The organism is Nocardia sp. NPDC047654 (assembly GCF_043205035.1).
Lineage (GTDB): Bacteria > Actinomycetota > Actinomycetes > Mycobacteriales > Mycobacteriaceae > Nocardia.
The window spans coordinates 1,216,681-1,229,460 of sequence record NZ_JBIDDF010000001.1; the positions used below are offsets into that span (position 1 = coordinate 1,216,681).

General features: G+C 70.3%; 7 protein-coding genes. 1 reads left to right on the forward strand and 6 read right to left on the reverse strand.

Going from position 1 to position 12,780, the window contains the following annotated elements; translation table 11 throughout:
• Nucleotides 1–22: 22 nt before the first annotated feature.
• The 4 genes from ACGF7Y_RS05780 to ACGF7Y_RS05795 form a co-directional block, all read right to left on the reverse strand.
• Nucleotides 23–4,213, reverse strand: coding sequence for a TIGR02680 family protein (locus tag ACGF7Y_RS05780; RefSeq protein WP_393229646.1), 4,191 nt, complete (start codon nt 4,211–4,213; stop codon nt 23–25).
• Nucleotides 4,214–4,216: 3 nt separating this feature from the next.
• A complete protein-coding gene (locus ACGF7Y_RS05785; protein WP_393229649.1) occupies nt 4,217–5,635 on the reverse strand; it encodes a TIGR02678 family protein in 1,419 nt (472 codons plus the stop codon).
• Nucleotides 5,635–7,344 carry a TIGR02677 family protein gene (locus ACGF7Y_RS05790; protein ID WP_393229652.1) on the reverse strand — a complete coding sequence of 570 codons (1,710 nt, stop codon included), beginning with the start codon at nt 7,342–7,344 and terminating at the stop codon, nt 5,635–5,637. Before ACGF7Y_RS05790 ends, ACGF7Y_RS05785 begins: the two co-directional genes overlap by 1 nt.
• 107 nt (nt 7,345–7,451) lie before the next feature.
• Nucleotides 7,452–8,591, reverse strand: a complete 1,140-nt coding sequence (locus ACGF7Y_RS05795) for an XRE family transcriptional regulator (RefSeq protein ID WP_393229654.1) — start codon at nt 8,589–8,591, stop codon at nt 7,452–7,454.
• 331 nt (nt 8,592–8,922) lie between these two features.
• On the opposite strand from ACGF7Y_RS05795, the gene ACGF7Y_RS05800 reads away from it, so the two are divergent.
• Nucleotides 8,923–9,228 carry a hypothetical protein gene (locus ACGF7Y_RS05800; protein ID WP_083887588.1) on the forward strand — a complete coding sequence of 102 codons (306 nt, stop codon included), beginning with the start codon at nt 8,923–8,925 and terminating at the stop codon, nt 9,226–9,228.
• Here ACGF7Y_RS05800 and ACGF7Y_RS05805 read toward each other — a convergent pair.
• Together ACGF7Y_RS05805 and ACGF7Y_RS05810 are read right to left on the reverse strand one after the other, a co-directional pair.
• Entirely contained in the window at nt 9,130–11,718 is a 2,589-nt protein-coding gene (locus ACGF7Y_RS05805; RefSeq protein WP_393229657.1) for an AMP-binding protein, read from the reverse strand. The two genes, ACGF7Y_RS05800 and ACGF7Y_RS05805, sit on opposite strands and share 99 nt — an antisense overlap.
• A 102-nt stretch (nt 11,719–11,820) precedes the next feature.
• Entirely contained in the window at nt 11,821–12,705 is an 885-nt protein-coding gene (locus tag ACGF7Y_RS05810; protein WP_039798445.1) for a PAC2 family protein, read from the reverse strand.
• Nucleotides 12,706–12,780 lie beyond the last annotated feature (75 nt).

Consider the following 12,780-nt stretch of genomic DNA (forward strand, 5'->3'; position numbering starts at 1 on the left):
GCCGCTCGGTGATCCCGGACGGCTAAGTCACCGGCGTGAGTTCCAGGCCGCCTTCGATCGTGGTGGGCACCCGGCGGCGATCGGGCGAGCCGAGCGCGGCGGTGAGGTCGGTTCCGTCGTGTTCGGCGAGCAGGTCGCCGCTGTCCCATACCAGCAAGGTCGCGCTGACGGTGTTCTCGGCCGCCGCGTGCGCCAAGTCGTAGTGCGCGCACGCCGGGACGTGCGGATAGGTGATCCACAGGTCGTAGCCGGTCATGAAGAGGTCGAGGTCGAATTGCACGCTCAACCCGAGCAATTCACTGCGGCCGTTGTCGTCGACGCCCGCGAACGCCTCGTCCAGCGCCAGTAGGCGCGGGGCCTGCGGGTCGGCCGAATCGAGCATGACGTGCGCCGCGGCGAACAGCGGCAGGTGCAGCGACACCGACTGCTCCCCGCCCGAGAGCGCGCTGTGCCTGGCCACGGTGAGCTTGTCCTCGCTGCCGTCGGCGGAGATCAACGTGAACGAGAACACCCGCCAGGTGCGGTAATCCAGCGTCGCGGCCAAGATCTCGGGATAGGAGCGTTCCGGGTGCGCGGCCCGTGCGGCCCGGATCTCGGCGGCGAAGTGCGCCCGGATCGCCGCCAGGTCCTCCGCCGTCAGCGCCGAGGCATCCCGGTCCAGCAGCTTGCACATCGCCCGCGCCGCGTCGGACAGGCTGTCGGCGAGCACCCAGTGCACGCCTATGGTGTTGCCCGAGGACATCCGCCGCTGCTTCATCTCCGCGCCCATTCGGGCGATGAGATCGCGTGCGTCGCTCGTGCGTTCGTGAATCTGCTGGGCCAGGCCGGTCAGCAGAGCATCCTCCAGGATGCGGCGCTCGGCGTCGGTCAGCAGAAGTTCCTGGTCACGGCGCGCGGCGTCGATACGGGTGGCGAAGTCGGCCAGCGCGGAGACCCCGTGCTCGTCGTGCACCTGGACGACGGTGAGGCCGTCGGCGGCGTCCCATTGCAGCCGGTAATCGCGGCCCGAACCGGCCAGCGCGGCGTCGAATTCCTGCAACGCCGCGGTCACCGCCGTGCGCGTGGACTTGCGCGTCGCCTCGCCCACGCGCACCGAGGCCGTCGCCGCGGTGAGACTGTCGAACAGCGCGTGGACTTCGTCGGGCAGGATGCGCGGTGCCGCCTCCGGTCCTGCCGTCGAGATCCGGTACAGCAGTTGTTCGGGCGTCGACCACGCCGCGTCGCTGCTGGGCCAGCGGCCCTCGGGCGCCGCGCCGAGCAACCTCAGCAGATCCGGCTGAGCGTAGGGCGCGAGAGCCCGAACCTCCGCCAGCACCTCGGTGAGCGCGGTGGCGAGGGACTCGTGCGCGGTCCGGTAGGCGGCCTCGGCGTCGCCGACCGCCTCGATGGCCTGGTTGGCGGCCTTACGGGCGGCTTTCTGCTCGGACTTGGTCGCCTCGATCCGCTGCCGGGCCTGTTCCAGTTCGCGGTCGATATCGGCCGCGCCCGCGCCGAGGGCATCGCGCAGGGTCTCCAGCTTGCGCAGTTGTTCCTGGTAGCCGGTGCGCGCGGCCTCGGCCTCTTCGGTGAACGCCTCTGCCAGGTCGGCGGCCTCGGTCAAGCGGTCGGCGGCCTCGCGTTCGCGCTCCCGTTCCCGTTCGTGGTCGCCGCGCAGCCGCAGCAGTGCCGTGCCGGTGTTCTCGAAGTGCCGGATGGCGGCGGCGAGGGCGTCGATCTCCTGGGCCGTGCGCGGCGTGCGGTGGGTGGTGGCGGCGGCGCGCAGCTTCTTGTCCGCGGCGGACAATTCCGCGACCGCTCGGTCGAGATCGCGCTCGGCGTGGGCGGCGGCCTCCGCCCGCGATCGCAGCACGCCTGCGGCCTCGGACACCGCGCGCAAGGCCGTGGTTACCGTGGTCGGGCGCGGAAGCGTCTTGGCGGCGGCGGAGATTCGCGCGAGTTCGGCGGTGGCGGCGGCCTCCTGCTGTTCGGCGGCGAGCCGGTCCTCGTCCGCGGCCGTGACAGCCGCGGCCAACTCGGCCGAGCGGAGCTCGCGGCGCCTGGCCCGCGCGGTGGCGCCGATGAATTCGGCGTCGGTCTTGCGGTGCCTGCCGATCTGCACGCCTTGTCGGAACGCGCCGTCCGCTCCGATCGTCACCGGCCCGCTCGGCTCGACCGCGCCCTCGTGCAGGGCGATGGAGGCGAGCACGTCGGCGACGACCTGCCGCGGCACCGCCAGGGTGTCGGAATCGTCCTCTATGACCAGCACGTCGGCGAGTGTGCGACCGTTCGGGCGCTCCGGCTCGGGCAGCGGTACCAGGAACTGATCGGAGTCGTAGTCCGGCGGCAGCTCGCCCTCCGGGCAGACCCAGGCGTCCAGCAGATTCGCGGCGTGCAGTGCGGCCTCGATGCCCGCCGCGGACTCGGGCGTCATGCCCTCCGCGAAGCGCACCAGCCGCCACAGCGGGGCGCCGGGCCGGTCGCCGGTCCGGCCGCGGCGGCCCGCGAATGCCGGTGGCGCGTCGTCTCGCCGGGCCGTCACCCGTTCGTGTTCGGCGCTCAGCTCACTGCCGCGCGCCGCCGCCGCGGCCACGCGGGCGCGTGCGTCCTGGCGGCGGCCGCGAATCTCCTCGAGCAGCGGCTCGGTGCGCTCGGTCAGCACCTCGCCGATGGTCGGCGCATCCGAACCGGCCTCGGCCAGAGCCGAGTTCAGCGCCTCGAAAAGGCCGGCGCGCACCGGGGTGTAGACCTCGTTGTGCTCGTCCCACCAGGCGCGCAACGCGGCCGCGGCCTCGGAGCGGGTCAACGCGACCTTCGCTTCGGCGTGCGCGACCTCCGCCGCGGCCGCGTCACGCAGCTCGTTCGCGCGCTCGGACAGCCGCTCGGCCCTGGCGCGTTCGGCGGCGGCGGTCTCCATCGCCCCCACCGCCTTGCGGACCGCACGCACGTCGGCGTCGCGTTCCTCGGCGTGCCCGCGCACCGCCGCGGTGAGCTGCTCGGCCCGGATCGATTCCGGCAGCGACGCCCACGCGATCCCCGCCTCCTGGGCGGCGGCGCGCAAGTCGTCCTCGCCGCGGGCGAGCGCGGCCGCGGCGGTGCGCACCGCGGTTCGCGCGCGCTCGGCCTCCACGGTCCGCTGGTCCAGGGTCTGGCTGGCCTTGAGCGCCTTGTCGGCGTGCACACCCGCCGAGGTCTCCAGGCGCCGCACCGCGTCGGCCAGGTCGTCGAGCTGCTGTTTGCCCTCGTAGGCGCTGGAGCGCTGGAGGTTCTCCCGATCGGCGAGGGCCTGCTCGTAGGCGCGGTCGGCATCCTCGGCGCGGGCCTCGGCGGCGGCGCGCTCGGTGTCCCTGCGCTCACGCAGGGCCGTGGCGGCGAACAGCGCCGTACTGGCGTGGGTCACCGCGTCCAGCCGCACGCGTACCTGGTCGACGTCGGTCTTCGCTTGGACGGCAAGATATTTGCGGTACACCTCGACGAAGGCCCGCGTCGCGGTGTCGGCGTGCACCAACCCCTCCAGGGTGCGCCCGACCTCCTCCATATCGCTGAACGACCGGGCGGCGTCCAGGATCAGTTGCTCGTCGAGCGGGCGCAGGCCGTCGGTGAGCGCCTGCGACAGCCCCCGCGGGTCCAGGTTCTTGGCCAGTTGCGGGCGGCGGAGTGTGAGGATCAGATTGATCAGCTGGTCGTAGCGCTGCGTGCCGAGACCGAACATGCGCGCGTCGATGGCGTTGCGATAGTCCACCGGCCGGTCGACGATCGAGTCGGTGCCGATCTGCTCGGCGAGTTGTTTACGGGTGAACGGCCGGTCGTCCGGGCCGATCAGGGAGAAATCGACGCCGACCCGGCCGTCGGCGACGAAATACCAGCGGGTCACCTTGTCCGAGGAACGGGTGGCGCGCATGCCGATGCCGACGGTGACCGCCTCGGGGTCCTCCCAGCGACCGCGCGCGAATTCCATCCAGACATAGGAATAGGCCGAGTCCTGCTTGCGGTAGAGCAGATTCGACTTCATCGTGCGTTCCTCGCCGGCGAACGGATTGAGCCTGCGCGGCTCGATCCGGCCGTCCAGCACGAACGGGAACAGCACCTCCAGCGCTTTGGTCTTGCCCGACCCGTTCGGCCCGCGCAGCACCAATCTGCCGTCGGCGAAACAGAACTCCTGGTCGCGGTAGTCCCACAGGTTGACGATCCCGGCGCGGGTCGGGGTGAACCGCACTCCGCCGTGAATGAGCGACATCCCTCAGTTCCCTTCCGTGCCGGTACCGTCGGGCCCGTAGGTGTCGGCCGCGGTGACGAACAGTTCCGCGGCCCGCTTGGTGCGGACCGTCACGACCGCGCCACGGTAGCGGGCCAGGGCAGGCAGCACGAGCAGTCCCTCCTCGATCATCCGGACCAGCCGTAGTCGTTCCAGCAGGGCCACCACCTCGGTGGTGAGGCGCCCGACGTCGGCCTGCCACTGCGCTGCGAAGGTCGTGCCGTACCGGTCGGCCAGTGCCTGCACCGTCTCGCGCAACCAGGTCCGCTCGATCAGCGGATAGCCGGGCGTGGGCCGGTCCTCTCCCTGGAAGTCATCCGGGGGATCGAGATCGTCGGCGGGCGCCGCCGGTGCACGGGTCTCGGCCAGCGGTGCGAACACCGTGGATTCGGGGATGGCTTCATCGAGCTGGTCGGCCAGGGCCGCATCCGGCTCCGCGACGGCGTGGCGTCGCGGCAACGGGTGGTCGATATCCAATACCCGGTCGGCGATCTCACCGGCCAGCAGCAAAGCGACCTGCGCGAGCGTACCGGTCCCCGGGAAACGGACATCCGACAGTCGCCCCGAGGTGTCGATCAGCGCGACCCCCTCGGCGCGGCGTTCGGCACGCAGCCCGGTGAACAGCTCGACCTCCGCGACCAGCCGCTCCTGGGCGAGGGCGGGGCGCTCTTCGGGCGCGAGGTCCTCGGCGTACACCACCGGCTGTTCGACCAGCGCCCTGCGTACCCGGCGCGCGATCTCGGCGCCGGCCGTCCCGGGGGCGGAAACGGTGGTGCCCGTAGCCTCCTCGCCGAGCAGCCCACGCACGCTGTGCAGATGCTGCAATGCCCGCGGCGGCCGGAACAACGCGAAGACCACCGGCCGGTCGATGTCGTAGAGCGCCTCACCGGCATCCGGATCGCTGGCCCACCCGCCCGCGTCACCGTCGGCCAAGGCGAGCGCGCCGCGCGCGGTCAGCCAGCCCGCCGCGTCGACGAACGCGTCGCGGTCGGCGGCCCTGTCGGTGGCCAGCTCCAGGCCGTCCACCCGGCTCGCGTAGGCCGCGACCTGATCGGCCAGCTCCGACAACGTGATCTGGTCCCCGGCCCGCCCCAGTGCGGCGAGCGCGAGCGCCAGGTAGGCGTATCGGCGGCGGTCGAAGACGCGCTCGGCGGGCGTGCGCGCGGGCCTGCCCGCGTCGAGGCGGTCCAGTATCGGGAAGACGCGTGCCGTCGTCTCGGTGACTTCGAGCCGATAGCCGAACAATTCGGCGAGGTCCTCGCGCAGCTCGGTGGCCCAGCGCCGGATCAGCGGCAGCGCGATCCGGTCCGGATAGGTGCGGGTGACCAGGTGGTTGGCCAGGATGACCCGGGCCGCGCGTTGATAATTGTCCAGCGCGAGTGCATCGATGGTGCGTCCGTGCATCAGCGGCGCTCCCCGCGCGGGCGCGACCGTGCTCCGGTCGTCTGCTCGATCCTCAGCGCCCGGTTGTTCAACCGCAGCAGCCCGCGGGTGGTGCGCACGACGGTCGGGCCGTCGTGCTCGGACACCGTCAGGGTGACGCCGCTGTCGGAACCGGTGGTGCCCGCCACCCGGCCGCGCACCGGAACCCACGCGGTCGACGCGGCGTCCAGTAGCCGCAGCAGCACTTCGGTTTCCCGTTCGTCCAGCACCCGTTCGTGCACGTCGCCGGAAGCCAGTGACCGGGCGGCCTCGGCGCGGGCCCGCTGCGCGTCCAATTGCGCCTCGCGCAGGCGCCGGATACCGGCGTCGTTGCGGTGGATGCGGGCGGGCGCACCCGCCGAGGGCGGGCGCCCGGTCTCGGCGAGCGTGCGTGAGATCTCCAACGGCGGTGCGTCCCACCAGGACCGGATCGCCGGAATCACGTCGGCGTCCGGGTGTTCCATCGCCAGGTGCCGCGGCTTGCCCAGCCCGAACACCGCGTCGAACAGCGCGTGGGCGCTGTCCGCGCTCGGCGCCGCGGTGAACCAGCCCGCCAGATGCCGTAGCGCCGACTCCCGGCTGACCCCGCCGCGCCGCGTCTCGGTGACCCGGCGCAGCAACGACAGCACCGCGGCGATGGCGCTCATGGTGGCCTCGCGCAGCCGCTCGGCCTCCGTGGTGCCCGCAGGCTCTGCGCCGCCGGACGCGACGAACCAGGTCCGCAGTCCGTCCCACCTGGCCTGCCAATCCGACCGGCGTTCCTCGATGCCCAGCAGCACTCGTTCGTCGCAACGGGCCGCGCGGCCGATCAGGTCCTCGACGCCGGTCTCCTCGATCTCGGCGATCGCGGCCGCCAGCCGCGGGGTGAACCGGGCCAGGTCGAGGCTGAACTCACGCATGTGCGCCAGCAGCGCGTCCTTGTGCGCGAGAAACGATTCGGGGGTGATCTCGGTGGTGCGCACCAGGTCGCCGAGCCCCAGATAGAAGTGCGCCGCGCGGGCGGCCAGGTCGGACAGCGCGGTGTCGAGGCGGCGCAGCGTGCGGTACACGCGTTCGGCGTCGCCCGCCCGGTTGGCCTCGGCCAAGGTGTGCAGATCGGCCAGCAATTCCGGCAGGACCAAGCGCGACAGCGAGGCCTCGTCGAGGCGCGCGCTGAGCACACCGGCGACCGCCCGGTATGCCTGGAATCCCGCCTGGGAGAACTGGTATACGTAGTGCCGGTTGCGGTATTCGGCCAGTGTCGCGGCGCGGGTTCCGTCGTAACTGCGCTCCAGCACGCCCCACTGGTGCAGCTGGTCGAGCAGCGGACCGATCTCGGTGGCCGTCAGGCGTTGGCGCGCCGGGCCGCTGGTCTCCGGGGATCGGTCCGGCGCGTCGCTCTCCGGTTCCGGCCGGCGACCTTCGCGCGGGCCTGCGGACCTGCGCGATTCCCCGGCGTGCTCCTCGGCACCGGCCGTCGCGACCGGTTGGTTCGTAGCCACCAGATCGGGCGTGCGCAGCGAATTTCCGTTGCGTCCGATCCACTCCGCGACGTCGTCGGCATGCAGCAGCACCACGTACGCCGCGCGCGCACTGTCGAACGCGCGCAGCACCCGCAGGTAGTCGGCGCGCCGCTCGGCGGTGGCGAAGGAGAACAGCCGCAGCCGGTCGTCCCAGCGGGTATCGGCACAGCTGTCAGCGGAGTCGGTCACCGGGAACAGGGTAGTAGCGGGCCGATCGCCGCCCGCACGACGTTCCGGTGTCCGGCGTGGCCGCGTCCGGTTCGGCACCGTTCGCCGCGGTCGCGGAGCGGGCCGGCTCATTCGACGGACATCGAACGCATCTGGTCCAGATACGCGCGCGTGCGCGGGTCGCCGGGGAAACGCTCGATGATCTCGCGCGCGACTTCGCCCGCGATCCACATCAGCGAGGGCAGGGAGCGCCTGCTGCCTGTGAACGCGCGCATGCCCTCGGCCACCGCCAGCTCCAGGTCGCGGTCGCGCACCGCGACCACGGCCAGCGTCAGGTGTGCCTCGGAGACCCGCATCGGGTTGCGCACCGTGCCGTCGGGACGGGTGGCGTTGCGAATCACTTCGCGCGCGTAGCTTTCGGCGAGCCGATCCTCGCCTGCGACGCGGCAGCAGTCCATCGCGTAGAAATCGAACTTGTTCGCATCGATCACGAAGTGGTTGTCCAGATTCGCCGGATGTTCCAGTCGCTCCAAGATAGCTCGGCCCTCGTCCAGCGCGGTCTCCACCTCGCGCGTATTGCCGAGCCTGGCCCAGGCTTTGGCGCGCTGGGCGGCGAGCTGGACGCCGACGCGCAGGTGCTGGCTTACTTCCAGCGTCGGCTGAACGGCCTCGATGACGCCGCGGTAGTTACCCTGGGTCAGCGCGAACCACGCGGTCATTTCCGCCGTCCACGCGGCGATCTCGACGTTCTCCGCCTCCTGCGCCAGCGATTGAGCGGCGCGGCGGGTCGCCTCGGCGGCGGTGCGCCGGCCGAGGTCGTAGTCCACGCAGCCGACCAGCAGCGCGACCCATCCGGCGAGAACGAGGATTTCGCGGTGCTGGGCCAGGGTCAGGCGACCGTCCAGCAACGAGGTGATCCTGCGCAGCCACGCCGTGCCCTCGGCGTGCAGGTCGTGCGGGTCGGCGTAGGAGTATTCGCAGCACAGGCGTTCGGCGGTGATGCGGATGGCCTCCAGCGTCACCGAGGACACATCGGACATGCGCAGTCGTCCGATGAACTCGAGCGTGTCCATGCCCGTCGCCGAGAGCAATTCGTCGTCCCGGTTCGGTCTGGTCTTGGGGAAGAACGCCGCCGGCACCGTGTCGAAGGTGGCGGCGATGATGGGCGCGTAGAAGTCGTCGGGGCGTGATTCGCCCGATTCCCAACGGCGCCAATTGCGTAGGAGAGTACTGTCGGTCGGCAGGTTGTGCGAAGACTTTCCACGCATTACGCGAACAGCGTCGGCTTGCGACCACCCCCTCGCGTCACGCTCGGAGCGCATTCGGACAGCCCAGACGGGTCGATCGTCGGTAGCGGCCACGTCTGTAGTATCGCACCAGTTAACGTTTGGTGGCCCCAAGAGGGCAGGCAGATGTCCGTGTGTTGACAGCTACATTCGCGCCGCCGCATTGTGCATGCTGGTCATGGCGCCAGAAGTTAGCCAGCCCCTCCTGTAAGAGCAACTGCAAGTACATCTGCTCTTGCACGAAGCGCAAATACCCCGTAAAACGGGTGGATCCACATAAGAGAACAGCGATCCCAATCCAACGGAGGTTCGGGTGGAAGCGTTGATCTATGGATACTTGCGTGACGATCTGGCCGATGGCCATAGCAAGGAGCTCGAGGCCGCGATGAGCAGCCTCGCCCGCGAGGAAGGGCTGTGCTTCGCCGCAACATTCCATGAATCGACCGGCGGCGACGGGACGGCTTTCGCCGAACTCACGGCGGAACTCAAGCGCGCGGACGCGCATCATGTGGTGGTTCCCTCACTCGATCACTTTGCCGGTCAGACGATTCCGCGCGACATCCTGATCGCCAAACTGGCCCAGGAGGCGGCGGCGCGGGTGTGGACCGTGGAGAGCTGACCGCCGCGACCGAATTGACCGATACCGCACCGATCCCCAGCGTCGCAGCCAGGTAACCGTCCCCGTCGCTACCACACCCGCTGCCAGGGAAGCGAGCAGCCCCGCGAGCCGGTGCTGTTCGAACAGCGGGTACACCTGCCAGTGCAGCAGATAGACGAACAGCGATCCGTCGGCCAGCACCGCCGCGCAGACGGCGACGACGGCGGGAACCCGGACCGCGGACAACCACACCAGTGCGAGCAAGCCCGCCATGATCAGTCGCTCTCGCTCAGGAACGCCGAAATATCCGGGCACCGCCATCAGTACGACGGCACTCACCGTCATCCGCTGCCACATCGACGTCGCCTTCGCCGCCGCCCAGCCGAGCGCGAAGAGCCACACCGCCAGCGGGGAGAACGGGATGTCCTCCGGCGAATACAGACCGAACGCCTGGTATCGGAACACGAGACATATCGCGACCAGCGCCATCGCGAACCAGAACGGCTCGGCGCGTTGCCATCGGTCAGCCACGGGAATCCGGATCAGCAGCGCGGCGGCCAGCATGAAGTACACGAGCACCTCGAGAAACCACAGGTGCCCGGCGGTGGCGCTGTCGTGCGGGCCGAGAATCTTGTTCAGCAACAGGACATTCTGCCACCCGTAATAGTCACTGAAGGGCAGCGTCAGCGCGACCCAGAGCGCCGTGGGCGCCGCGATGGAGACCGCGGCGCGCAGCGTGTGCCGCAAGCGGGTGGCGGGTGGCGCCGCGGTCGCGGCGAACCGTGCGAAGTTGAATCCGGCAACACCGAGCAGCACGTGCGCCGCGCCCCATCGCACGAACACTCCGGCGTGCGCGCTCACGATCAGCACGATGCCGATCGCGCGCAGCAGCGTTCCGGTGTCGAGCGCCCGTCCGAACCTGCTGCGGCCCTCCGGTATCCGCTCCAAGTCCGCCACGGAGGTGTTCGGCCAGTCGGTCGGCAGGCTGCCGAGTGTTCGCTCCAGTCGTGCCGCGGTGGTCACGTAGGTCAGCGAATTTCCGCCGAGATCGACGAACGTGCTGTCCGCGTGGATCAGCGCGGGGTCGATGCCCAGGGTGGTGGCGTAGAGGGTGCGGATGTCACGCACCTGCGGCACGGATCCGGCCAGCCGCCGGATCGCGGGATAGTCGGGTTTGCCATTCGGTAGCCGTGGCATTCGCTCGACCGGGCGGATCCGGATGGCGGCGGCGGGCAGGCCGGACAGGCGCGCGGCGATTTCGGTCGGATCGGACCGAGGAGTCTCCACCGCGACGACCAAAACCGTGTCGTCGTCGGCGCAACACGCCGTGAAACCGGCCGCCGCCAGCCCGGATTCGAGCCGTTCCAGATCGATGCGCAATCCGAAGATCTTGGCGAAGCGGCTGCGCCTGCCGACCACCTGATACAAGCCCTCCGGTGTGCGCCGGGCCAGGTCGCCGGTGCGCAGGGCGTCGAGCGTGCGGCCGAGTGCGAGGTCTGCGGCCGACTTCGCGTAGCCCATCATCACATTGGCGCCGTGATAGACCAGTTCGCGCGGTTCGTCCCCCTCGTCGGCTTCCTCGATCGGCTCGAGGGTGAACTCGCCGCCGGGGATCGGGATCCCGATGCAGTCGGGATGCGCGCTCGCCAGAGGCGCGGGCAGGTACGCCATTCGGGCGGTGGCCTCGGTCTGGCCGTACATGACGACGAAGTCCCAGCCGTTCGCCCGGCCGAGTTCGGCGTATTCGCGCACTCGCCGCGGCGCCAGCCTGCCGCCCGCCTGGGTGACGTAGCGCAGGTGCGGCAGGGTCATGCGAGCGAAACCGATGCGGTCGAGTAGATCGATGGTGTAGGGAACCGCCGCGAAAGACGTTGCGCGACACTCCCCGAACGCGCGCCAGAATTCCGTATCCAGTACCGACCGGTCGGTGAGTAGGAGGCTCGCCCCGCGTAACAGATGACTGTGCACCACCGACAGGCCGTAGCAGTAGAACATCGGCAGGGTGGTGGCCGCGCAGTCCTCCGGGCCGATGGCCAGGTACTCGGCGATGGCCGCGGCGTTGGCGCGCAGGTTTCTCGCCGAGAGCCGGACGAGCTTGGGTGACCCGGTGGACCCCGAGGTGCTCAGCAGCAGCGCGAGATCCGGATGCAGTCGATGCGCCGAGCGCTCCCGCACCACGCGGGCGCGGCCTCCTTCGATGAGGACGTCCGGATCGTAGGCGTCCCGCAACTCCGCAGTGATCTGCTCGGTGAGCAATACGACGCAGCCGGCGCTGAGCGCTCCGAGATACGCGACCAGCGAGGCGAGGTCATTGCGCGCGGCGAGCGCGACGAGGCGGCGGGCCGGGCCCAGCTCGGCCGCGTAACCCTCGACCAGCGCCGCAAGCCGAGCGTAAGTGACCTGCCGCTCGGATTCGGGCATGGCGCCGTCCGTGTCCGCGCGTTCGGGGCACCGGACGGCGATCCGCTCGTCGAAGGTGCGCAGACGCTCGACGATCGGATGGACGGTCACCGGCGAAAGTGTAGGAGGCGGCCGTTCCCCGGCCCGAAGGTGGCCCCCTGGCGAACTTCCGGTGAACGGTCGTCCGTCCCAAACGCGCCGCCGCGCCGCCGATCAGAGACCGAAGCTGCCCGGACCTCGTCTGCGCAGGTACTTCTCGAATTCCGCCGCGATGGCGTCGCCGTCGATCTTGGCCATCGCCTCGTTCACGTCGACCGCCGCGTCCCCGCGCTCCTCCAGCGAGCGCACGTACTCGCTGATCTCCTCGTCGCCCACGGTCATCTCGTTGACCGCGGTCTCCCAGTCCTCCGCCTGCTTGGGCAGCTCACCCAGGGGCACCTCGATGTCGAGCACGTCCTCCACCCGGTGCAGCAGCGCGATGGTCGCCTTCGGATTGGGCGGCTGGGAGACGTAGTGCGGTACGGCGGCCCAGAACGACACCGCCGGGACGCCCGCCTTCACGCACTGGTCCTGCAGCACGCCGGTGATCCCGGTGGGGCCCTCGTAGCGGGTCTGTTCCAGGTTGAACCGCTCGGCCGCCTCCTTGCTGTAGGCCGAGCCGGTCACCGGCACCGGTCTGGTATGCGGAGTGTCCGCCAGCAACGCGCCGAGAATGACCACCGTCTGCACCCCGAGCTGCTCGATGAACTCCAGCAGGTCGCCGCAGAAGCTGCGCCAGCGCATGTTCGGTTCGATGCCGCGCAGCAGCACCACGTCGCGGTCGCTTCCGGGCGGCGAGCAGACCGACAGCATCGTCGACGGCCACTGGATTTCCCTGGTCACCCCGTCCACTTGACGCACGGTCGGCCGGTTGACCTGATAGTCGTAGTAGTCCTCGGAGTCGAGTTCGGCCAACGGTTCGGCGTCCCAGATCAGTTCCAGATGCTCGACGGCGCCGCTGGCCGCGTCACCGGCGTCGTTCCACCCCTCGAAGGCGGCGACCAGTACCGGATCCCGCAACGTCGGCAGTTCCGGATCGGGAGTTTCACTGGCGTTCACTCGGTCAGCCTACGGCGTGCGGCGATATGGCGTGTCGTATGACGGCCGGACCGGGTGGCGTGTTTCCGCGAGCGG

Coding starts and splice junctions, on each gene's coding strand:
- ACGF7Y_RS05780 (WP_393229646.1), bottom strand. CDS start 4,213: ATGTCGCTCATTCACGGCGGAGTGCGGTTCACCCCGACCCGCGCCGGG.
- ACGF7Y_RS05795 (WP_393229654.1), bottom strand. CDS start 8,591: ATGCGTGGAAAGTCTTCGCACAACCTGCCGACCGACAGTACTCTCCTA.
- ACGF7Y_RS05785 (WP_393229649.1), bottom strand. CDS start 5,635: ATGCACGGACGCACCATCGATGCACTCGCGCTGGACAATTATCAACGC.